Origin of the sequence: Rhodococcus sp. DN22 (assembly GCF_036669995.1) — a bacterium.
Lineage (GTDB): Bacteria > Actinomycetota > Actinomycetes > Mycobacteriales > Mycobacteriaceae > Rhodococcus_F > Rhodococcus_F erythropolis.
In genome coordinates this window covers 6,296,862-6,319,052 of sequence record NZ_CP133326.1, presented here as the reverse complement: position 1 = coordinate 6,319,052, position 22,191 = coordinate 6,296,862, and the positions used below count along the sequence as shown (strand labels likewise).

Here is a 22,191-nt window from a genome sequence, read left to right as displayed (position 1 = left end):
GTAGAAACCAAGGTAGAGATGCGTGTGGTGATCACGCGCGCTTCAGTCCCAGTCCAGTCGAATACCGAGCTCGACGAAGGCATAGGCCAGCTCATCGACGTCACCTTCGGTCCGGCACCCCGTTCGAGCGAATCCGAACAAAGATCGGGCGGCATCGCTGTCGACGCGGGCGGCGACGACCGCCGCATCGATCGCCGCCACCACACCGTCCCAGGCGCTGCGGACCGGTACCGCACTACGAGACCTCGTCGGAGCGGTCCCCGGATCGACCGGCTCGTACCGTCGCGGCCGCAGCAGGCAGGCATCAGCTCCGCTCGCGGCTATCTCATCGTTCTCGACCGCGATGATCGCGGTCGCCGCTGCGAGAAGGACTTTTGCTTGCTCGTCCCACCTCAGGTCCTCGAACGGAACCCACGATGTCCGCAGCGGGCGAGGATGCCCTGTCGATTTCCAGATCGCGCTCAGTGGCTTCGCCCACCATCCGGTGCGGACCAGCGGTGTAGACACTTCGTCGACGACGGTGCGCAGCAGCCTGAACCACACCGCTGCATGAACACGGCCTCCGCCGAGCTCGACCGACCCGCTCGTCAACGCGGCAATGGAGCGTCTGTCGATTTCCGCGACGGCCGCCGCGACCGGTATCGGTGCTGCGTGTTCGTCCGAACCTGCTGGTGTCCTGTCCCAGAAGACCAGGCTGCCGGGTACGACAGCGCAGAATTCGAGCCCACAGTGATGCTTCGTGCAGCTGGACAGCATCGGGTATTGCTGAGCCATCATGACCGCGATATCGGCGTCTGTGTCGAGGTCGTCGATACAGAGAGGGCATGCCCGCGTCGTCAACGTGCTCACCCAGGGAAGCCATGTGCCGGCGGGCGGTGCGCGTCGACGTCGATCGGCCATTGCCAGACCCGGTGGCAATAGAACCGAGAACTGGTGGACGTAGGTGTCGAAGTCGCATTCGGCGGGGTCGGTGCTGTCGAGCAGCCAGGGCGTGCAGCCCGCCAACGTCATCTCCCGCAGCCGTTCCGCCGTACAGGAGCTTCTCTGGGCAAGCGCGGATAGCACCGGCTCAGGTGTGTGCCGGTCCAGGTCCACGCCCGAGGTGTCGACGCTGAGCCCGTCGAGAAGGTCCGCTGTATTGAACAACGAATACAGTTCGCTGGTCCGGGCCAGCCACGACATCAGAGTCTCACCAGGTAGTGGTTTCGGGTGCAGTGGCCACCGCGGATGCGCACTGTGGCCGAGCGCTGTGCGTGCTGCGGGGGCATCGGCTGGTGTCATGCCAGGTGCCGTTCGAATTGGCGGCGGCGTTCGGTGGGCCCGGAGTAGGCGGTCTGCGTCAACACCTGTGAGGTGATCGATTCCTCTCCGGCTTCGAGTGCGGTCACTGCGGCCGCGGTCAACAGCATGGCCAGTTCGCCGATAGTTCCTTCGCAACGGGTGAGGAGGTAATCGGTCATCTCCGCCGATGTCAGGTGCGAGGGCACACGCAACGGAAAGCTGGCGGTGAAGCTCGCCAGCAGGGAGCGGGTGTCGGTGTCGTTGGTCCAGATCGGCAGCGTCATGGGGTGAAAACGGTTCTCCAACTGTGCATCACTGCGGATCGCGAGGTACGCCTCTCGGGTACCGACTCCGACGAGAGGGATCCGCAGTTCGTTGCCCATAAACCGCAACAGGTTCAGGAATTCTCGGCGCACGTTGTCGCGGCCGGCGAGGACGTTGTGGAGCTCGTCGATGATCAGCATCCGAACCCCGGTCGCTCGCAGCAGCGTGATCGCTTGCTGTTCGAGTTCGTGGACTCGGCTCCGTGGCCGGATCGGCGTTCCAAGGGCAGCAAGCATCGCCAGGTAGAACCGTGCGGGTGCCGGGTCCGGAGGCATCTGCATACACAACACCGGTATCTGCTCGCGATCGGACAAGCTGACAGTGGGGTGTGCACGGCGGAACTTCTCAACGATCATCGACTTGCCGTTGTTCGTCGGTCCGATCAGAAGCATGTTCGGCATTCGTTGTCGATCCGGCCACCCCAGCAGCGTCTCGAGGTGCTCGATGACCGACTGTGCACGCGGATACCCGATCCACCGTTCGGCCCGAATGTGTTTGATGCGTTGTGCAGCAGGCAGAATCGCGATCGATCTGACCGAAATTCGCAGGTGGGTGAGGTCCGCGCGATCGACGTCGATGTCGTCGTCGCTACGGTCGTCATCGTCGCCTTCGGGAGCGCTGCGGGCGTCGCTGTTCATCGATTCACCATTCTTCGATGTCGTCGAAGATCGGAACCGACACGTCGTCGGTGCCTGGATCATGCTCGGGCGGGCTCTGCGTGTTCGGTGGTGTGGCGATGCTGCTCAGGTGGGCACGGCGAGTGCGATTACGTCGGGCTCGTTTGGTGTCCCTCTGCGCGGACGTGGCTATCTGACGCATCTGCTCGATCATCGCGAACAGAGCGTGTTCGTCGATGCTCGCTCGGCCGTGTTCTCGAAGGCGCGTGACCGCTGCGCGGTGTTCCCACGATGTCACCGCCGGATGCGACATAGTCCGGTACGGCACCTCGACATACCCGCCGCCGCTGTCGGGGTCCAGGACCCACACCCTGCTCAGATCTCGTGGATCACGCCGGATCACGAACTGCCCCAACTTCTCTCGCCTGGCGATCCACGGTTTCAAAGCATTGGAGAAGTACTGGATGTGGTCGATGACGAACCCTGTCCGGGTCAGGCGGCGCCGCATGACCGGAAGGAAGTCCACCAGGAATGCGGTCTCGTCCACCACTGTCGACGTCGGCAGAGCAGGGTCGGCGTCGATGCTGCTGGCCCACTGCGCAGCCGGGCTCCGGCTCAGGCCGGCGTGCACGTCCGCGTGATACGCCGCGATCGCCAGGATCAGCCAGCGTTCCAATTCTTGTAAGGCCAGTGCTGCTGTGCCCTCCGAGTCGTAGCTGCCCCGCTGCGTTGGGTTCGAGAACGTGGTGCCGGGGAGTTCGTGGACCTGGGTCATGACGGTGCCGATGATGCGTTCGACGATCCCGCCGTAATGCGGCCGGCCGGGTGGTCGGTAGCCGAGGTCGATGCCGTGCTGCTCGCAACCACGCTGGAGCGCTTCGCTTTTGAACTCGGCGGCGTTGTCGACGTACAAGCGGTGCGGCTTTCCGCCCATCGGCCACCGCACATCCGCGCCAAGGCCCAAAGCGTCGATCCGTACGCTCTTGTCCGAGCACACCCTGCCCAGACACAACCCGACCGACACTGCGGACGGCGGATCGAGTGTGACGACGAACCCTGGCACACAGCGGCTGAAGACATCGATGGCAATCGTGAGATACGGACGTCCGATCGGTGCCCGGTCGTATTCGTCGACGATCATCAGATCGACCACGGTGTGATCGATCTGGACTTGTTGCAGAACGGCCGTCACCGGCGGCGGGACGTCGCCAGCGGATTGCCGCGATCGGGCCGCGTCCGGTCCGCCACGTGAGCGTGCGACGCGGCCCGGGTGCATTGCTGCGATCCGCGCGTTGACTGTGTTGCGGGCTGGGATCGGGAGTCCGGCGCGGCGGCAGGCGAGCGCGATACGACGATGCAGCGCAGCGACACTGAGCTTCTGGCGAGCCAGAAAGTCACGGTTGATGTGCTCGGCGATTACCACTTCCACCTCGGTCGGCACGCGGGAGCGTCCGCGCCCGCCTGACGGTGCGGAGACCAACAGATCGGTGACCGCCCCTCCCCCATTCCGGAGCCTGGACAGCAGCACGTACACACGCCGCGGCGAGACCCCCAACTGCTGCGCTGCATCCTCGACCACTGCGGTACCAATCGAGGATCGATCCGCTAGTTCGCTGAGCACTGCAAACCGCGTCCGTGCCTGCTCCCACTGCTCGGCCGACGCGGTCAGCACACCGGTCTCGGCGACGTCGAACTTGTCCGCGTCCATCGCAGCCTCCGAACGCCCAGCCTGGGTGACCGATTGTGCAGTGCACTTCTGCACTCAGAATGTCAGAAGACGACTGCAATCGGAGGTGAAACCCCAGGAAAGCATGACGCGCACTCCTGAAACTGACAAGAGTGTCGGCTGACTTATGAACGGTCGTTTACGGGATCTGGCGTCACGCTGATTCACGTCTGAGTTTCTGCGTCGACCAGGCGTGCGTTGCGAGGAGGGCGAGCGCGATAGCGCTGAGGATTAGCGTGGATACGAACCCTCCGGCGTAGTGGTTGGTCGGTATCTGCCCGTCGGCGGCAGCGACGATGGCGAGGCCGAAGCTGTTTCCAAACTGCTGCGCGGTTGTGAGCACTCCGGAAGCAGCTCCGGCTAGTGCTGCGGGGAGCAGGTGAGTCGTGCCGTCAGCGATTGACGCCAGTGCGATACCCATGCCGATGCCGAAGATCCCGCTCGCCGCAATCAGGGCCGCGGGGAAGGGGGCAGCAGAGAAGGCCCAGATCGCGGCCAGACCGGTTGTCATGATGAGCGCGCCGAGCGCGGTCGTTCTGTCTGTCCCGAGCCGCCGCTGGAGCCGGTGACTGGTGGCTGCGGCGAGGAAAGCCCCGAGTGATAGGGGAAGGAATGAGAGACCGGTGGCGAGGGGGCTGAGCAGGTGGAACAACTGCAGGTTGAGGGTCATGAAGTAAAAAGTGGCTGTCATGGCTCCGCCGATGAACATCATCGCGGTAGCGGGCCGCCAGGCGCCGGTTCGACCGAGCGCTACAAAAGGGATCAGAGGTGATGCCGCGCGCTTCTCGATGAGCACGAATGTGACGACACTGACCAGTCCAAGGAAGGCCCACCCGGCAGCGGTGAAAGAGTTCGAAACCGACATGACTGCCAGTACAAGTGATGCCGTAGCTACTAGGAACGCGGTGCTGCCGGCCAGGTCGAGATGGGGCCGTGCGGTGGGGTGCGGCGTCCGGTTACCGAAGATGAGCAACGCCAGAAGTGCGAGCCCGATCGGGACGTTCACCAGCAGAGTCCACCGCCATCCTAGGGTTTCGACGATGACTCCACCGCCAAGTACTCCGAGAGCGCCACCGCTGCCGGATGCCGCGCCCCATAAGCCGAACGCTTGCGCGCGAGCTGGGCCCTGAGGAAAGGTCTGCGAAAGGAGTGCGAGCCATGCCGTCGACCCTTCCCCGCGGGCTGTGAGTGACGCTGGCATTCACCGATATGCAATCGCGGCAGGAACCCCAGATCCGAAGTGACGTCAGGATCTATCAACAAGCGACGTCAACATTGGCCGACAAAGCCATCTGGGGTACCCCGTTGACACACGTCTCGGTGTCGACGGCGGATACTCTCTCGAACCTGGGGCGGTCCTGCCGCCGATCTTTCTTTCCACAGATGAGGCGCTGGCATGTGCTCTCGCGCTTCGAAGGTGGAAGGAAAGCTCTGATCCAACCCTGACCGCCAGTTCTCTCGGCAAGCTCCTCGCATCACTGCCCACTCATGTGCGGTGGGTCATCGATGCGGTAGCGAAAGTCACGATCGATGCGCCAGTGGACGGTCTCGAACCAATAGACTCCCCGGTCGTCAACATCGGGGTTCTCGGTGAGCTGGCAAGAGCATGTCTGCTCGGCCGTCGAGTGGAGTTCAAGCACTCGCAGCGAAACGGAGCGACGAAGGACCGACGGGTTGATCCCCTTGCGATGGTCAACACAGTGCGGCGGTGGTACCTCGTCGCCTTCGACGTCGACACCGACGATTGGCAGACGTACCGTGTCGATCGCATCTCCGACGTCGCCGTCAGCCAGATGCCGATCCGATCGCATACGTTTCCCGGCCCGAGCGTCGATGAATGGGTGACTCGGCAGCTCAGCGCGGGGTGGCAGCAGGTGACCGCCACCGTCCGCGTGCACGCAACAGTGGATACGGTGCAGCGCTGGGTTGCGCCGGCATGGGGAGCTATCGAACAGGAGACAACTCGGACCACGATCGTGCACGCGGGAGCCGAGAGCTACGAGTCCATCGCCAGATGGCTCCTGCTCCTACAAGCCGACATCGAGGTGCTAGAACCCAACGAGCTACGGACCGCGTTCGTCCACGTAGCGCAGCAAGCTGCTCGCGCAGCGCAGCCAGGTTAACCAGAGTGGGCCGGCCATCGCACGACCGGCCCACTCTGGTCAGCAGAGAGGCCGGAAGAACTCCGTCAGGTCTGCGATAAGGAGCTGCGGTTCTTCGAGGGCGGCGAAGTGCCCGCCACGGTCGGTCACATCAGTCCACCGAGTGATGGTGTTCTCCAGTTCGGCGTAGCGGCGAATACCGACGTCGTGAGCGAACATGATGACCCCGGTGGGAACACCGGAGGGCTCCTTAGTTGCTCCCCACGCTGAGTGCTGCGCGTACCCGATGTAGGCAGCTGTGCCCGCGGTCTCGGTAAACCAGTACAGGGAGACGTCGGTCAGGATTCGATCGAGGGGGATGATCGTTTCGGGAAGCTCCTCGTGCGGAACGGTCCACTTCTGGAACTTATCGATGATCCACGCAAGCTGGCCAGCGGGAGAATCCACGAGCCCCGCGGCGAGAGTCTGAGGTCGAGTGGACTGGATCGCGATGTAGCCATACTCCTCCTGCATGAACGCCTGAACCCGCCCCAGACGGTCAAGCTCCAACGGAGTGAACGACGCAAGATCTGCTTCGCTGGGAGCCTGCAACGGCATTCCCATCGAACCATTAACGTGGACGCCGACCACATGAGACGGTGCCACTCGCGCGACCTCGGGAGAGACGGCAGCACCGATGTCACCACCCTGTACCCCGTATCGGTCGTAGCCGAGACGTTCCATCAGTGTTGCCCACGTCCGCCCGATTCGAGCCGCGTCCCAACCGCCCTCAACCACCGGGCTCGAAAATCCGAATCCCGGCAGCGACGGAATGACCACATCGAACGCATCCGCCGCCGCCCTTCCGTGCGCTTCCGGATCAGTGAGGGGGCCGATGAGGTCCACGAACTCAACGAACGACCCCGGCCATCCGTGAGTGAGCACCAGCGGCAGCGCGCCCGAAACCTTCGATCGGACGTGGACAAAGTGGATCGTCTGCCCCTCGATCACAGTCGTGAACTGCGGAAGCATGTTCAGCGACGCTTGCTGCTCCGCCCAATCGAACTCGTCAACCCAGTACGCGACCAACCGTCGCAGATAGCTGACCGGCACTCCTGTCGACCAGTCATCACCAGGCAGCGGCGGCGGAAACCGGGTCTCGCTCAACCGGCGTTTTAGCTCCTCGACAGAGCTCTCGGGGATGTCAATTCGAAACGGCTGTACTTCTGCACTCATACAAAGTTCCTTCCATCGCGTGCTGGCTCAGATGGACCACGCCACGACGACGACGCTAGGAACGAACGAGGACATACCCTGTCCCCCTGCCGAAAATGATCGTTTGGGAGCCGCGGGTCGGCACAGCGCCCGCGACAGCTATCACCGTAAAAGGCGTGCCACCTAAATCCGCGATTCACACGATCGCGCCGATTCGGGCCGATTCGTGGGCCGAATACGTTCGTTTCCGGTCATGCCTCGGATCGAAGTTGGTGATCGGCGTTGCGCTGGAAAGCACCCGGAAACCACTAAGAGCTACGTCGCCAGCGGTGCCGCTCCTGACAGATGGGGTGAACCCCTTACTGAGGTCGTTTCGATTCAGGCCCGCGGCTCAGCTTGACCTTCATGGCCGCAACAATGACTGCAAGCGATACCGCTGCTGCGATCGAGTTACCCCATCCGAGTGCGAAGAAATTCGCGGATGTATCGAAATCCACTGTCTTGCAAGAGGCTACGGGAAATGGGATCCATGCCCACCCCGCTTCTTCAAGTGTGCCGCTTGCATACAAACTTGCTCGGCAGAGCTCTGACGCAGAGGCTGGGAACCCCCACCGTGAGGTCGCACCGAAACTGACGATCAATCCAAGTATGCCAATAGCCAGCACGAAGGAGGAGGCATTGAAGAAACCTCGTCCTACACCCCCGGATGGATTCATGTGCACAGCGTACGTTCTCCCTCCCGGTAGATACGGACCAGTCTGATTTGTCGTCAAAATGTGACCATCCGTTTGGTTTGAAGTCGCCTTCGGTCGGTTAGCGTCGACTCGTTCTGATCGATTCATGATTTCGACAGGAGGGCACGTGCGCGAAATTTCAAGGTTCTCACGGCGTCGAAGAAAAACTGGACGAGATTTCCGAAAGGTGAGAAATCTGGCCCGTACGGTAGTCATCGCGGCTGGGCTGGCCGGCCTCATCGCTTCAACTCCCGGCGTTGCAAACGCCGATCAGTTCCGAAATGGCCACTGGGTGTTTGGTTCCATCGAACGGGAATTTCTTGATTTCCTCAACGCACAGAATCAGTCCAGCATCGGTGAACCGACGAGCGATGAACTTCTTGCGGGAGTCAACGGTGAGGGGCGCTGGCAGGAATTCGGTTACGGAAACCGGATTCTGTGGAGCCCGAATGTTGATATGAACAAGGGGCGTCAGGTCGGCGGTCTCATTCTGAACAAGTACCTGACACTTCCCCCGAGAAACTATAAAGAATATGAGAACGGCCCGACGCTCTCAGAGAAGCGAAACGACGAACGTGGTCGCTTGGGTTATCCGGTCACGCGCGAGCTCCCTGCGGTCGGGGGCCGATACAACAACTTCCAAGGCGGCGGAATCACCTACAAGTTTGGTGCCACATCGGCCTACGCGACATGGGGAGACATCCGGAATTAGTGGGGAGCACAAGGGTGGGAGACCGGGAACTACGGGTTCCCGACCAGCGACGAGTATCTGTGCCAGAACCAGTCGGACTCGGACAATGCGTGGGAACTCTATGGCGCTTCTGGACAAAACTTTTCGAACGGAAAGTACTTGACCTCAGGTCGACGGACTCCGACTATGCCCGCAGGAAAGGATTCCGTCGTGGCCGGCTCGATCAATTTCGTATCGACAAGTAGCTATACCACCCAGATTGATCAGGCCATAGCAGCGTGGGCAAACCAAGGTCCGATCAAAATTAAGCCGAACGATCCGCTGAATCCGTCCTATATCTCTTTGGAAATATCCGATACCAATCGCCCGGATCTGAAATGGGCTGGGCTGCACCACTGGGATCCCCTCGGCGTCGATACACTACAGATGAACACAGGGACAATTGTTTCTGCGGCGAATGCGCGAAATGTGATGGCCCATGAGATGGGGCACGCGTTGGGTTTCGAACATAATTGCCAGTCTCAATTGATGGACCCGCGCAGCAATAGTTCAGTATTTTTACCGCAAAACATGGACAGCGAAGCGTACCATTCACGGTGGGGGTATTGAGATGAAGCCAATTAGAAACAGAAAGCGTCTCCTATTCTCGGCCATGGCTCTCGCGGCCTTGACCATATCCGCGTGTTCGTCAGACCCTGGAGCCACTCCAACTTCCTTTCCTTCAGCTGCTCCAGAGATGTCGTCTTCAGATGCCAGCTGGTCATTCGACATCACCGATCCGGCGCTGTTGGCAGGGGCGTCCGACGCCATATTCGTCTGTACGGTGATCGAGCAAACGGGAACCAAAGCGTTGAGCAAGTTTCCCGAAACCCAGTTCCTTGTTCGCATCGCTGACGGCGGAGTGTTGAAGGGCGATGTCAGTGGAGACATCACGGTGAACCAGCAGGGCGGTTTGCAACCGGACGGAACGATGGTCCTTTTGGACGACGACGAGATGGTGACAGTCGGTCAGTCTTACCTGTTCGCGACCGGCTATCTACCGTCGGAGGGGTGGTACACCGTCGTGCCGCATTCGGGGCACCAACTGATCACCGATGACGAGGTGTCAGTTCTCGAAAACAACAGCAGATCGCGCGGTGCTCCGCAGGAAGAACCTGCGGGAGTCGCTCACATGCGTGACGCCATTGCAGAGGGGAAGGTTCCGGACGCCGGCGAGGATCTCCCCCCAGTGAACTCTGAACCCGACGGTGGCCACGATGTTCCATCCTCGATTCCACCTACGACCACAGTGACACCAACCCCTACCCGCTGAGGACAACCTCCGCGCCGTTGCACTGGCAGATCGGCCTAGATCTCGCTCCGGAATGAAATTACATTTCGGAGCGAGATCTCTTTTGTACGTGAGGAAATCGAGAGTTCGTTCATCTCGAATTCGAGAATGTTCACGGCCGGGGGCTTTTGCTGTGGGTCGATTCGATCCCGGTAAGGAGGATCCGATTTTCCTCGCCGGTGAGTGCGCCGCCCATCACATCTTCGACGAGGTGGGCGGTGAAGGATGTCTGCGCGTCCGCGACGTTCGTCGGCGTGTTCAACGTGCGTTGGCGGCCGAGTAGTTCGCCGAGGTCGATGACAGGAGCGATCTGATTGATGGCGCCTTTGAGTGTTGTTTGGGTCTGCTCGCTCATCGGTTCATCTCCGTGTGATTGTTCGGCCATACAGCGGTGCGCTGCGCCTGTTTGGTGGTGCGGTTGGTGGGGATCGGCGCGAGGTGGTGGATTCCGGGGAGGCTGTAGGCGGTCAGCGCCAGTCGGGTGCGCCAGGCTTTGTGTTTGAACGCCCAGATCCAGTGTCCGGTCATCCAGATTGCGAGGCCGGCGGTGAGGATGGCGTAGGCGGTGGGTGTGCTTCCGGTGAAGCCGATGCGGAGCAGACCTTCGAAGACTGCGATCGCTCCTGCAAGTCGGGCGATGATTGATCCGAATCCCCAGATCAAGAGTGCTGCTACGGCGATGATCGCGGCGATAGCCATGCGGTTGTCCTCCTTCTCGTGGGTGATTCGGGTGTGGTTCGTAGTGGTCGAGCGCCGAAGAGTGCGCTGCTAGCTTTGCCCGCGGTACCGGCGCCATACGTAAGGGGCGGCGCACAGGAGAACCAGCAACAAAGAAACCAACGCGAAGATCATGCCGAATTGCCACGGTCTCATTGCGTCGGGAACCAACAGCCAGCCGATCAGTGTTCCGAGAACGAATCCGGCACCTGCTGCCACGGCACCTACTCCTGCGACTGGGGCAAGGATGTTGGTGATCTCCTTGTTCATGAGCGTTCCCTCCTGCGTTTTCCGGTGAGTGTGCCGTGTAGGTCCGACAGGGATTGCAGTCTCGACCGGTCAGAACAGGGCGTTTTGGGTGAGGGCTGCAGCGCTGTCGGTGCGTTTCTCGTAGGCGGCGGCGAGGGTTTGCGCGGCGGTGGGGCTGCATCCCATTTCGATGCCGATGTCTTCCCAGCTGGCTCCGTGGTCGTGCAGTTGCCAGGCGTCGTGTTCGTCGTCGTTCATCACTGGTGTTCACCTTTCACTGAGGCGGAGTGTGCGAACCGCGATGAAGTAGTGAAATGCCAACGCGGCCAACCCTGTTCCGGCGAGTACCGCGAGGACGGGGCCGTCGGTGGTGCCGGTGACGGCGACGATCAGGACGAATACTGCGAGCGCCAGGTAGAGGATCCCGAGGGCGATGTTGGCGATGAAATGTGTTGACCTGGCACAGTGTTTCGACTGCGACTGGGTGTCGGTCATGGCCTGCCTTCGCGGATGACGGCGAGGCGTTGGGAGGCGGCTCGGCGTTCGCGGCCGATGCTGAGCAGGTGCTCGAACAGTTGGTCTTCGGGGAGTTCTTCGGCGGCTTGGGCGAGGGATCGTGCTGCTTCGCGGAATCCGCGCCGGTAGGCCTGGGTGAGAACGGCGGCGATGTTGTGCTCGAGTTCGGCGGAGGGGACGCCGATGGTGGTGATGTCGGTGAGTGCTTTGGTGAGTTGTTTCCCGAGGTGTCCGCTGGTGCGTCCTTCTTGCTGCAAGGTGGTGAAGACGTGGGCACTGTTGTGAGGTTTGCCGGCAATGACTAGCTCCTCGATGGCGGTGAACAGTGCCGCGTTCACGGGCCGGTAGAAGTCTGCGCTGTTCAGAGCTGTGACGGCACGTTTCGCGCTTTCGGCCGGCGCCCAGAGCAGCGAGCACAGGAGTTGAGCTTCGACGTCGAGGGCGGTGCTGTATTCGTCGATCTCGGCTTCGTTGTCGGTGAGGTCGTCGAAGTCGGGGACGGTGGCCAGTGAGAGTGTCACGTCGGGGTCCTACTTTCTTAGGTGCGGGTTTGATCCGGTCATTCGTAAGATCGGAGAGCCCCTGGGAGCTGCGGGTATGGCTGTCATGTTGGTGCGGCACGGACTGCTTCAAGGACATGGCCACCCGCAGCTTCTGCAACGACTCGACTGCTGATTGAGAATCGCGAGCCATCGCTGCTGTAGGACTGAGCCGGGGAGGTCGTTGCCAGGGAACCGCACGGATGGAGCAGATCGATCGAAGGGTGAAGCTGGTGCCGAACAAGTTGTGGGCTGGAATCGATATCGGTAAAGAGCATCACCACTGTGTGGTGATCGACGAGGCCGGTCAGCGGTTGTTCTCGAGCCGGATCGCTAACGACGAGACCGCGTTGACGACTCTGATCGACGAGGCACTCACGCTGGCAGCTGGTGGCGAACTGTTGTGGGCGATCGACCTCAATCGAGGAGGTGCTGCCTTGGTGATCGGACTGCTCGCCGCCCGCAGTCAGCCAGTCGCGTACCTGACCGGCCTGATGATGCACCGGGCCGCGGCCGGGTACCGAGGTGAGGGAAAGACCGATGCCCGCGATGCGTTCGTCATCGCCGACCAGGCTCGGGTCCGCCGCGACCTCGGCCTGCTGCGGCCTGGCGATGACATCGCTGTAGACCTGCGCATCTTGACTGGTCACCGCCTCGATGTGGTCTTCGACCGCACCCGGCAGATCAACCGCCTGCGGGCACAGTTGCTCGAGGTCTGTCCAACGCTCGAACGTGCCCTGACCCTGACCAACCAAGGGCCTTTGATGCTGCTGACCAGGTACCAGACGCCGAGCGCGATCCGCCGCGCCGGAGTCGCCAGAATCGAAGCATGGCTGCGTAAGCAGCACGTCCGCGGCGCAGCGGCATTGGCACAGAAAGCCTCGGTAGCGGCCGCGCAGCAGAGCATCTCGCTGCCCGGGGAAACGGTGGCCGCGCAGATGATCGCCCGACTTGCGCAGGCGGTGATCACCCTCGACGCGGAAATCGCCGAACTCGACACCGCGATCGAGGAACGATTTCGCCGACATCGCTCCGCCGACATCATCGTGAGCCTGCCCGGTTTCGGTCCACTGCTGGCCGCGGAATTCCTCGCCGCCACCGGCGGCGACATGGCCGCGTTCACCAGCGTCGACCAACTCGCAGGATTCGCCGGCCTGGCACCGCAACCCCGCGATTCCGGACGGATCAACGGGAATCTGCGCCGTCCCCGGCGATACCACCGAGGTCTGCTGCGGACGATGTACCTCTCCGCCCAGATCTCGACCCGCCGAAGCGCACAATCGCACGCCTTCTATCACCGCAAACGCTCCGAAGGTAAAACACACAAGCAAGCCGTCCTCGCCCTCGCCCGCCGCCGCGTCAACGTCCTGTGGGCCATGCTCCGAGACAACACCATTTACCATGATTCACCTCCCGCCACGGGAGGGTCTATCTCTTTAACGGTGTTTCGGCGGTTTTCCATCAGTAAGTTTCCGATCCCGGCCAACGATCGGCGAACGTGATCGCAAACGCGTTCAGAGCGGGCTTCCACCTCGTTATCCATCGTGCCTGGCCCTTGCCTGTCGGGTCGAGCGAACGTGTCACCAAATACAGACACTTCAGCGCAGCCGCCTCGGTAGGGAAATGGCCACGAGCTTTCACCGCCCTCCGATAGCGGGCATTGAGGGACTCAATCGCGTTGGTAGAGCAGAGCACTCGCCGTATCTCTGTGTCGTAATCGAGGAACGGAATGAACTCCTGCCAAGCGTTGGTCCACAATCGGATGATCGCCGGATACCTCTCACCCCAGTGCTCGGCGAGATCGTCCAGCCCCGCGTGAGCGGCAGCCTCGGTCGGTGCCGTGTAGATCGGTCTGAGATCGTGTTTGAGTGCGTCCCAGTGTTGACGTCCCGAGAGCCGAAAGGTGTTGCGGATCAAATGCACGACGCACGTTTGTACCGTCGTGGCCGGCCATACGTTCTCGACGACTTCCGGCAGGCCTTTCAATCCGTCGCAGACCAGGAAGAACACATCCCGAGTGCCGCGATTGCGAATGTCCGTCAGCACGGACATCCAGAATTTGGCGCCCTCACCGCCGGTGCCGGCCCACAATCCGAGCACGTCGCGCCGTCCGTCGAGACTGACGCCGATCGCCGCGTAGATCGGCCGGTTTGCGACCTGCCCGTCTCGAACTTTGACGACGATCGCATCGACGAAAACTGCCGCGTACACCTCGTCGAGCGGACGGGCAGACCAGTCCTGCATCTCCTCGAGGACCTTGTCGGTGATCCGCGAGATGGTCTCCTTCGAGACCGAGGCCCCGTAGATTTCAGCGAAATGCGAACTGATTTCACCAGTCGTTAATCCTTTGGCGTACAACGACAACACGATCTCATCGACCCCGTTCAATCGACGTTGGCGCTTCTTGACGATCTGCGGCTCGAACGTCCCTTCCCGATCACGAGGGACCTCGATCGGGACATGCCCACTGGCCTCGGTCAGCACCGTTTTCGATCTGGTTCCGTTTCGAATGTTCGTAGACTCCCGATCGGGCGGAGCTTGGTTTTTGTCGTGCCCGAGGTGCTCGGTCATCTCCTCGTTCAGTGCGGTTTCCAGGACGGTTTTAGTGAACTGCTTGAGCAAACCGTCCGGCCCGGTCAGCGACAGGCCCTGCTCCTTGGCCAGGCGCACCAACTCCGCGGCCGCCGCAGCTTCCGCGGAGGGCTCGGCCCTCTTCTTCGTCACATTCTCCAGTGTCGTCATCTCGGCACCTCCTCGCCGAGCATTCACTCAGCGTCTCGGGCCAAAACACCGATTACGAAACAGTCCCCCACGGGAGTCGTTGCTGCTTGACAACAAGATTGAGATGTCCTTGCTGTCGCCAGTGGGCATGGGAGGTCAGGGTCGCGGTGAGGTGAGTTGCCGGTGACTGCGCAGGATCTCGGCGGCCGCACGGAGGTTGCGGGCTGCATCGGCGAGGTGAGTGGCGATGTCTTGGTCATGGGCGGCAACGCCTTCGGCGATTTCCGTGTCGGGGGCGGTGTAGAGGGTGTGCAGTTCTTCGCGTGCGTCACTGATTCCGGCGAGGGAGTCGTCTAGGGCGGCGAGCATGGTGCGGAGTTTGCGGTCGACGGATTCGCTGTCGCGGCGGAGCTCGGCGTCGAGTGCGCGGTCGACGAAGTCTGCGTCGGGGGTGAAGGTGAATGCTGCTGCGGTCATCGTGGTCCTCGTTTCGCTGGCGAAAGTGCGTGGTTAGGCGGCCGGGACTGGTGGAGTGTCGGTATTCCAACCGTGCACTATTCGTTTACGCAGGTCCGCTTGGGTTTTCACTGATGAATCCATATCGCCGCTTCTCATCGGTGGTCCGGGCACAGGAGGGTGGGCGTCAAATTCCACCCACTGGCAGTCAGCCATTGTTGAACAGGAACCGGGAGGCCTTCGACTGTCGCGGCGTGTGCGAAGGTGTCGGCAAGAATTGGACCGTCACCGCATACGGCGCACGCGACGTCGAAAGCGGGTGGCTCGGGTTCGCAATGGCGACAGTGCGAACGGATGACGACCGCATTCGGATCGTCGACATCCGGGTGGAGCCATGCAACGGCCAGGTCGCCGCGTTGATGAGTGGCTTCCGCTCGTGTACTCGGCTCGTAACCACACGTCGGGCAGGTGCGCGGTACTCGCATGGGTACAACAGAATTCACAGGAACGTCCCCGGGAGGTTGCGCTGTGGAGGTCGAAGCTGACTTGTTCTTGTTGAGATGGCCGTACACGGTTGTGCGGGGTACGTTCAACATCGCCGCAATCTGCGCGACCGTATTCTCTCCGGCGTCGTACAGCCGTTGAGCAAGTGCGATTTGATCGTCGGTGAGCTTCGAGGGACGCCCGCCCTTTCTGCCGCGCGCCCGCGCAGCAGCCAAGCCGTCCCGAGTGTTCGCCACAATCAGCTCACGCTGAAGTTCCGCGAGTACCGACAGCATCCCGAACATCGCCCGACCTTCGGCGGTGGCGGTATCGATTCCCTGCTCGAGGACTTTCAACCCGATCCCCCGCCCACGCAGATCGGCACCGAGCGTGATCAGATGCAGAACCGACCGGCCCAGCCTGTCGAGGCGGGTGATCACCAGCGTGTCACCGTCGCGCATTCGCTGCAGAACAGCATCCAACTGTGGCCGTGACGCCTTCGCGCCGCCGGTGTGATCGACATGAATGTTCTCGACCTCGACGCCCGCCCGCGCCAACGCGTCGACTTGGTGAGCGGGATTCTGATCTGCACTGGAGACTCGTGCGTAACCGAACAACATCTGTCGAAAATACCCGACGTCAGGGTTATTCGACATAGTTTTACGACACGAGTTTCAGACAGGGATGAGCTGGGCGTACGTCGACTCAGGACGGTGTCGAAAAACGATCTTGGTCTCAATAGGTCAACGCATCACCGACGATAACGGATCAGCCCCAGAAGATCGGATCGCCACCGTTTTCGATGTGATCGAGCAAATCCTGAACGTGAGGGCTCGGCGCCAAGAACTGGTAACGGTGAAATTTGAGGTTCCGGTCCCGCCAATACAGAGTCCACAGCCCGGTTTTCTTCGTGTAAGACAGGCGGGCGATCGGGAATCGCGTCCACTCCGGTCCGAAGTCCTCACGCCACGGCGACCGGCATTCGCAGATCGTGACATGGCGCGGCGCGATGTCGCATTCGACCCGAATCTCATGACGCAGACGATCGGGAACTCTACTGGCGCAGTACTTCACGATCCGGGCGACATCGAGTTCGGGGAGTCCGGTGGCAGCCATGACCATCATCATGCCAACCGCCGTTATGGCCAGCTTTGCTATCCAACTGCGGAGGAACCGAGCACCTGGTCTTCTCGTTGGCGTGGACTGTCCCAGTCGAGCACCCGACGAGGCCGATCGTTGAGTCTCGCCGCGATCGAATTCAGGCCCTCCTGGCTGAAAGTGCGCAGGTCAGCGTTCTTGCGCAGGTACTGCCGCAGCAACCCGTTCGTATTTTCGTTCGTCCCTCGTTGCCACGGATGATGCGGGGCGCAAAAGTAGACGGGCAGGTCGAGTGCTGCGGTGATGCGCTCGTGCGCGGCCATTTCCTGTCCCCGATCCCACGTCAACGACCGACGCAGATGCGCAGGCAACCGGCCCAGATAGGCAATCAAGGCGTCCGCAACCGTCTCGGCCCGGTACCCGTCCGGCAGTGCGACCACATGCACGGCGCGTGATTGCCGATCCACCAGCGTCGCGACCGCCGACGGGCGGGTGCCGAACACGAGATCACCTTCCAGATGTCCGGGCTCGCTACGAGCATCCGCTGCTGGGCTGCGGTGATCGATGGGGACCCTGTTCCGTATCTGCCCGCGCCCGTGGGAGCGTTTCTTCCCACGAGGCCGGCGGATCCGCCGATCGGTACGCAGTTCGTGAAATTTTGTGTCGTCGAATACTTGCCGCGACGGTATATACAGGCAACGGTAAATCGTCTCGTGCGAAACCCACATCTGCGGATCGGACGGATACTCGCGCCGGAGCCAGGCGGAGATCTGCTGCGGTGACCACTGCTCACTCAGCTTCCCTGTGACAACCTCCCGCAGAAAATGCCTGGTAGAGAGAGTCGAGATTTGAGGGCGGCGCGCGCGGACATACGCTGCGGCATCCGCCGGGGTCGCCCGATAGTGTTCGCGGCCGCCGTTGCGGGCGATCTCCCGAGCGATCGTGGACGGGGATCTTCCGAGTTTGTCGGCGATCGTCCGAGCACTGTCACCGGCGGCGATCCCACGGGAAATCTCTTCACGCTCCCCGGCCGTGAGATGAGATGCTCGCCGACGACGTGGGAGCGGCCGGATACCGCCGGATTTACGCAGGAACCGGCCGATCTGAGGGACACTCTCCCCGAGGACCCGCCCGGTCGCACTCAGCGAATCACCGCGACGCCACATCTCCCAGATCGTGTTCTCTTGATCCATAGTGAACCCGAGCGCCTTGTTGCCCATCCATGCCTCCACGATCACGCATCATCTCACCAGTAGTGATGCGTTGACGTGTTGAGACCAAGATCGATTATCGACTGGCGATAGCGGATTCTGGTTCCTTCGCAATCAACAATCCACAACGAGGTAAAGCGCAATCGCTGAACAATCGGGTGCAGCCGGCACTGTTGAGAGCACCGTTTCCACAAGTTGATCTTCATCTCGACAGAGCTGTCGACTAGTTCCAGAAGTTGTCTTCGCCGCGGTCCGCGAGATCACCATGCACGACCAAGTACTTCTGGTTCTCGCTGGCGATCATGTCGAACGCTGCGGTCGCGGTCATGCCGTCGACAGCCATCAGAACCATCCGGCGAGCAAGAGCGTTTGCGGCGTCCTGATCTGCATTATCGAGCCAACCGAGCTGCAGAGCTTGTTTGTCGTCCGTCCACAGAACACCCAAGTGCGGAATCCGCTGCCAACGACCCTCGCCCTCGGGCACTCCATCGAAACGTCGACCGACAGTCACGTTATTCAGGGGGTAGTCGATCAGAAACTTGTTGCTCCGTCGTCGGTGCGGTTGCTTGTCCATCGTTGTGTCCTGTCGGTGGTCAAGGTTTCGATCGCGTCAACGAGGGATCGGCCCAGGGCGGGTACGACAAATATGCCACCTTCTCGGGCACAGTCGAGGGCAGCAGAGAGGCCAGGACGATCCGAGCGGGCGTCGGCACAGGATGTCGTCGAGCGGCCCGCGCCGAAATGTTGTGCCATCCTGTTGTCCGTCGTGGGGTCTCATAAGTCGTCCCATTGAACAACGGCGAGACGCCAGTTTTGGTACGCACTTCTGAGACGCGGCGAGCTGGGGGCACCCGATTCCACACTCCGAACGGGCTGGTGTCTCAATTCCAAGAAATTGAGACACCGGTCGGGCGACCGAACCATCCAACAGGAACGGGCCGCTGCTTGTTCGAACAAGCAGCAGATCGCCGGATCCTGGCATCAACCCGCGGCATCGCAGAGACCGGACTGCATCCCCCGGAACGGCTGTCTTGCGTCAACCTAGCGACTGGATAGCTGACACCGCAAGGTCCGTCGACTGCTGACTGGCCATTACCCACGGCAAGAGTGAACGCACCGATCGCGGCCGAAGTATGCCTGCAACCTCGCGCGGTTCCCCACAGGGTCCGTCGCAGCCTCGCGCAGATCAGCAGCGATCTGCTGCGCATCATCAGCATTCGCAGCACGGCCGGAGATCATTGGTGTCCGACAGATAGGTCTGGGTATAGGCCTGCCCACTCGGCTGCCAGGGTTCGGTTCAATCGTGCCGTCTTCCTGTTGGCCTGAGGCCCGGTACGGGAGGATCCGTTGTCGCTGTTCGAGAGTCTCTCGGAGGATCGCTCACAGTGGCAGGGATTACGCCACTCTGGCGGCAGCACAGGGTCGCGGAAAAATGGCGGTAACCAGCTAGTATCCCATTGTGAAAAGTACCGACCTTGCCAAAGTGCGCGCGACTCTGTGGGCCGCCGCCGACGAACTGCGAGCCAACTCGAAGCTGACGCCGGTTCAGTACCGCGATCCAGTGCTGGGGTTGGTGTTCCTTGCATACGCCGAGAACCGCTTCGAGGCGGTTCGTGGCCAAGTCGAGGCGAAGGCCACCAAGCGCAACCCTGCGACGGTCGCGGACTTCAAGGCGAAGTCTGTGCTCTACGTGCCCGATGAGTCGCGCTTGTCTCACCTCGTCGACCTGCCTGAGGGTGACGACGTTGGCAAGGCGGTCGATCAAGCTATCAGGGCTGTCGAGGAGGCGAACCCGGAGCTCAAGGACATCCTGCCGCGTGGCTACCAGAAACTGGAACGCTCGACCCTGATCGAGTTGCTGCGGCTCTTCGCGCCGTTACCTACACAGCTAGAAGGAGATGCTTTCGGCTTCATCTACGAAGACTTCCTCTCCAACTTCGCAGCGCAGGAAGGCAAGGGAGGGGGCGAGTATTTCACTCCGTACTCGATTGTTCGCCTTATCGTGGAGATACTTGAGCCGTACCGGGGCCGTGTCTTCGACCCGGCGTGCGGGTCGGGCGGCATGTTCGTGCAGTGCGCAAAGTTCGTCGCACGCCACCATGATTCGGCCACCCGCAAGCTCTCGGTTTTCGGTGCGGAGAAGACCGAGGACACAGTCCCGTTGGCGAAGATGAACCTGGCGCTTCACGGATTGTCGGGCGATATTCGCCAGGCCAACAGCTACTACGAGGACCCACATAGCGCGGTCGGCGCCTTCGACTATGTGATGGCCAATCCGCCGTTCAACGTGGACAAGATCAAGAAGGATCAGCTGACCGGTGACAAGCGGTTCCCATTTGGCCTGCCGAAGGCCGACAACGGCAACTTCCTGTGGATCCAACAGTTTTACGCGGCGCTCTCCCCACAGGGTCGCGCAGGCTTCGTCATGGCGAACTCGGCCGCAGACGCGGGCCACTCCGAGAAGGAGATCCGCAAGCAGTTGATCCAGTCCGGCACCGTCGACGTGATGGTCGCGATCAGCACCAACTTTTTCTACACCGTCACTCTGCCAGTGACGCTTTGGTTCCTCGACAAGGCCAAGGTTGGTACACCGCGCGAAGACACCGTGCTGTTTCTCGACGTTCGGCACATCTACCATCAGATTGACCGGACCCACCGCGACTTCACGCCAGACCAGATCGAGTTCCTGGCCAACATTGTGCGTCTATACCGCGGCGAGGAGATTGAAACCACGGATGGCAGTGGAAGTCTGCTCCAACAGAACTTCCCCGATGGCAAGTACGTCGACCTCCCTGGTCTCTGCAAGGTCGCTACCCGTGCCGATATCGCAGCCCAAGGATGGAGCCTCAATCCCGGCCGCTACACCGGCACAGCAGCGGTTGACGAGAGCGATGTCGACTTCCTGGGCGATCTCGAGGCATTGTACGAAGAGTTCACGCAGCTGAGTGACGAGGCCGAGGGGCTGAGGTCGAGGGTCGATGCCTCCGTCACGGGGATTCTAGGCTTATGAGCGATTGGCGCGTTCTACCTTTGGGGGAAGTGTGCGAGTTGAAGCGTGGCTACGACCTGCCCAATAGCTCGCGAAAGGTTGGTCGAATCCCCGTTGTCTCATCTTCTGGGTCCACTGGGTGGCATGACAAGGCGAAAGTTGCCGCACCCGGCGTTGTGACCGGCCGATACGGGACGCTTGGCCAGGTCTTTTACGTGACTGAAGACTTCTGGCCTCTGAACACCGCGCTATATGTGCGCGATTTCAAGGGCAATGATCCTAGATACGTGGCGGCCCTGCTCCGATCGATGGACTTGGCGCAGTATGACGGTGCCGCAGCCGTACCAGGTCTCAACCGAAACCAACTGCACACTGTGCGCGTCCGGGTGCCGGCGGTGCCGGTGCAACGGGCACTCGCTGATGTGGTTCAGGCATTCGACGACCTGATTGAGAACAATCGTCGGCGTGTGGAGGTGCTGGAGGAGATGGCGCGGGCTATCTACCGTGAGTGGTTCGTGAAGTTCCGCTATCCCGGCCACAGCGATGTGTCCATGGTCGATTCAGCCCTTGGCCAGTTTCCTAAGGGCTGGGTACTTGCTCACGCCTCAAAGATAATTACAGTCAACCCTCGCATCAAACTCGACAGAACGGTTGAGCATCCCTTTATCGCGATGGGTGATCTCGACGTAAAAAGTATGGGGTGTCGTCCGAGCCAGGTTCGTTCTGGGGGGTCGGGCACCAAATTTGAACAAGGTGACACGCTGTTTGCTCGCATCACGCCGTGTTTGGAGAACGGAAAAACTGGTCTTGTTCAGACTCTAGAGGAAGGTGAAGTCGGTCTCGGCTCGACTGAGTTCATCGTGCTGCGAGGTCAGGACGTTGGGCCCGCATTCACTTACTGTCTCGCACGAGAGGACAGCTTCCGGAAGCATGCCATTGCAAGTATGAGCGGAGCTAGCGGTCGCCAGCGTGTCCGCACCGAGTGCTTCGATAGTTACTTGCTCGCTGTGCCGCCCCGAAATCTTGCGGATAAGTTCGAAACGATGATGGAGCCGCTCTTCTCCCAGGCTGCCGTTTTGATGGATGGGGTGGGGAGCCTACAGGCTCTCCGCGACGTGCTGTTGCCCAAGTTGGTGACTGGGCAGATCGACGTGTCGTCGCTCGACCTGGATGCGTTGCTCGGAAAAAAGGTGGCGTGATGACTCCCACTGGT

The 22,191-nt window shown here is 61.2% G+C and carries 24 protein-coding genes; 7 read left to right on the top strand and 17 right to left on the bottom strand.

The features are described 5' to 3' along the window. Window positions 1-42: 42 nt before the first annotated feature. The 4 genes from RA302_RS29170 to RA302_RS29155 form a co-directional block, all read right to left on the bottom strand. On the bottom strand, window positions 43-1,281 hold the full coding sequence (locus RA302_RS29170; protein ID WP_030537355.1) for a TniQ family protein: 1,239 nt from the start codon (window positions 1,279-1,281) through the stop codon (window positions 43-45). After that, entirely contained in the window at window positions 1,278-2,243 is a 966-nt protein-coding gene (locus tag RA302_RS29165; RefSeq protein WP_225320204.1) for a TniB family NTP-binding protein, read from the bottom strand. Before RA302_RS29165 ends, RA302_RS29170 begins: the two co-directional genes overlap by 4 nt. A 4-nt stretch (window positions 2,244-2,247) precedes the next feature. Further along, complete coding sequence (locus RA302_RS29160) at window positions 2,248-3,930, bottom strand: Mu transposase C-terminal domain-containing protein (RefSeq protein ID WP_030537353.1); 1,683 nt, start codon at window positions 3,928-3,930, stop codon at window positions 2,248-2,250. 172 nt (window positions 3,931-4,102) lie between these two features. After that, entirely contained in the window at window positions 4,103-5,149 is a 1,047-nt protein-coding gene (locus RA302_RS29155) for an MFS transporter (RefSeq protein WP_030537352.1), read from the bottom strand. Window positions 5,150-5,486: 337 nt separating this feature from the next. On the opposite strand from RA302_RS29155, the gene RA302_RS29150 reads away from it, so the two are divergent. Next, on the top strand, window positions 5,487-6,071 hold the full coding sequence (locus RA302_RS29150; RefSeq protein WP_196248302.1) for a WYL domain-containing protein: 585 nt from the start codon (window positions 5,487-5,489) through the stop codon (window positions 6,069-6,071). A gap of 39 nt (window positions 6,072-6,110) precedes the next feature. Here RA302_RS29150 and RA302_RS29145 read toward each other — a convergent pair whose 3' ends face one another. Next, window positions 6,111-7,265: an epoxide hydrolase family protein gene (locus RA302_RS29145; RefSeq protein ID WP_030537351.1), complete on the bottom strand. Its 1,155-nt coding sequence runs from the start codon at window positions 7,263-7,265 to the stop codon at window positions 6,111-6,113. A gap of 840 nt (window positions 7,266-8,105) precedes the next feature. On the opposite strand from RA302_RS29145, the gene RA302_RS29140 reads away from it, so the two are divergent. The 3 genes from RA302_RS29140 to RA302_RS29130 all read left to right on the top strand — a co-directional run bounded on the left by RA302_RS29140 (window position 8,106) and on the right by RA302_RS29130 (window position 9,981). Continuing rightward, window positions 8,106-8,690 carry a hypothetical protein gene (locus RA302_RS29140; protein WP_166502858.1) on the top strand — a complete coding sequence of 195 codons (585 nt, stop codon included), beginning with the start codon at window positions 8,106-8,108 and terminating at the stop codon, window positions 8,688-8,690. Between the two features lie 189 nt (window positions 8,691-8,879). After that, on the top strand, window positions 8,880-9,278 hold the full coding sequence (locus RA302_RS29135) for a M12 family metallo-peptidase (RefSeq protein WP_330890121.1): 399 nt from the start codon (window positions 8,880-8,882) through the stop codon (window positions 9,276-9,278). A 127-nt stretch (window positions 9,279-9,405) separates the two neighbouring features. Continuing rightward, window positions 9,406-9,981 (top strand): hypothetical protein, encoded by a 576-nt coding sequence (locus tag RA302_RS29130; RefSeq protein WP_030537348.1) that lies wholly within the window; start codon window positions 9,406-9,408, stop codon window positions 9,979-9,981. Window positions 9,982-10,111: 130 nt separating this feature from the next. Here RA302_RS29130 and RA302_RS29125 read toward each other — a convergent pair whose 3' ends face one another. From RA302_RS29125 to RA302_RS29100, 6 genes are all read right to left on the bottom strand, one after another. Then, window positions 10,112-10,354, bottom strand: coding sequence for a hypothetical protein (locus tag RA302_RS29125; RefSeq protein WP_030537347.1), 243 nt, complete (start codon window positions 10,352-10,354; stop codon window positions 10,112-10,114). Then, window positions 10,351-10,698 (bottom strand): hypothetical protein, encoded by a 348-nt coding sequence (locus RA302_RS29120; RefSeq protein ID WP_030537346.1) that lies wholly within the window; start codon window positions 10,696-10,698, stop codon window positions 10,351-10,353. Before RA302_RS29120 ends, RA302_RS29125 begins: the two co-directional genes overlap by 4 nt. Before the next feature lie 69 nt (window positions 10,699-10,767). Further along, complete coding sequence (locus RA302_RS29115; protein ID WP_030537345.1) at window positions 10,768-10,986, bottom strand: hypothetical protein; 219 nt, start codon at window positions 10,984-10,986, stop codon at window positions 10,768-10,770. 69 nt (window positions 10,987-11,055) lie between these two features. After that, a complete protein-coding gene (locus tag RA302_RS29110; RefSeq protein WP_166502855.1) occupies window positions 11,056-11,223 on the bottom strand; it encodes a hypothetical protein in 168 nt (55 codons plus the stop codon). Between the two features lie 9 nt (window positions 11,224-11,232). Beyond that, window positions 11,233-11,460, bottom strand: a complete 228-nt coding sequence (locus RA302_RS29105) for a hypothetical protein (protein WP_030537344.1) — start codon at window positions 11,458-11,460, stop codon at window positions 11,233-11,235. Next, window positions 11,457-12,002, bottom strand: a complete 546-nt coding sequence (locus RA302_RS29100; RefSeq protein WP_030537343.1) for a DnaB-like helicase N-terminal domain-containing protein — start codon at window positions 12,000-12,002, stop codon at window positions 11,457-11,459. The genes RA302_RS29105 and RA302_RS29100 overlap by 4 nt, the downstream gene beginning before the upstream one ends. Window positions 12,003-12,223: 221 nt before the next feature. Between RA302_RS29100 and RA302_RS29095 the strand changes: the two genes are divergently transcribed. Next, window positions 12,224-13,522 carry an IS110 family transposase gene (locus RA302_RS29095; RefSeq protein WP_338478805.1) on the top strand — a complete coding sequence of 433 codons (1,299 nt, stop codon included), beginning with the start codon at window positions 12,224-12,226 and terminating at the stop codon, window positions 13,520-13,522. Here RA302_RS29095 and RA302_RS29090 read toward each other — a convergent pair. The 6 genes from RA302_RS29090 to RA302_RS29065 form a co-directional block, all read right to left on the bottom strand. Further along, a complete protein-coding gene (locus RA302_RS29090) occupies window positions 13,482-14,762 on the bottom strand; it encodes an IS256 family transposase (protein WP_338478803.1) in 1,281 nt (426 codons plus the stop codon). The genes RA302_RS29095 and RA302_RS29090 overlap by 41 nt on opposite strands. A gap of 135 nt (window positions 14,763-14,897) precedes the next feature. Next, window positions 14,898-15,218, bottom strand: a complete 321-nt coding sequence (locus RA302_RS29085) for a hypothetical protein (protein ID WP_030537340.1) — start codon at window positions 15,216-15,218, stop codon at window positions 14,898-14,900. Window positions 15,219-15,352: 134 nt separating this feature from the next. Then, window positions 15,353-16,300, bottom strand: coding sequence for a recombinase family protein (locus tag RA302_RS29080; protein WP_166503017.1), 948 nt, complete (start codon window positions 16,298-16,300; stop codon window positions 15,353-15,355). Window positions 16,301-16,448: 148 nt separating this feature from the next. Further along, window positions 16,449-16,796: a DUF3024 domain-containing protein gene (locus RA302_RS29075; protein ID WP_073513844.1), complete on the bottom strand. Its 348-nt coding sequence runs from the start codon at window positions 16,794-16,796 to the stop codon at window positions 16,449-16,451. Window positions 16,797-16,834: 38 nt separating this feature from the next. Further along, entirely contained in the window at window positions 16,835-17,998 is a 1,164-nt protein-coding gene (locus tag RA302_RS29070) for an IS30 family transposase (RefSeq protein ID WP_166502854.1), read from the bottom strand. Between the two features lie 214 nt (window positions 17,999-18,212). Then, complete coding sequence (locus tag RA302_RS29065; RefSeq protein WP_030537734.1) at window positions 18,213-18,563, bottom strand: hypothetical protein; 351 nt, start codon at window positions 18,561-18,563, stop codon at window positions 18,213-18,215. 885 nt (window positions 18,564-19,448) lie between these two features. Between RA302_RS29065 and RA302_RS29060 the strand changes: the two genes are divergently transcribed. Further along, window positions 19,449-20,999 (top strand): class I SAM-dependent DNA methyltransferase, encoded by a 1,551-nt coding sequence (locus RA302_RS29060; RefSeq protein ID WP_030537733.1) that lies wholly within the window; start codon window positions 19,449-19,451, stop codon window positions 20,997-20,999. Further along, window positions 20,996-22,177, top strand: coding sequence for a restriction endonuclease subunit S (locus RA302_RS29055; protein ID WP_051720971.1), 1,182 nt, complete (start codon window positions 20,996-20,998; stop codon window positions 22,175-22,177). Before RA302_RS29060 ends, RA302_RS29055 begins: the two co-directional genes overlap by 4 nt. Window positions 22,178-22,191 lie beyond the last annotated feature (14 nt).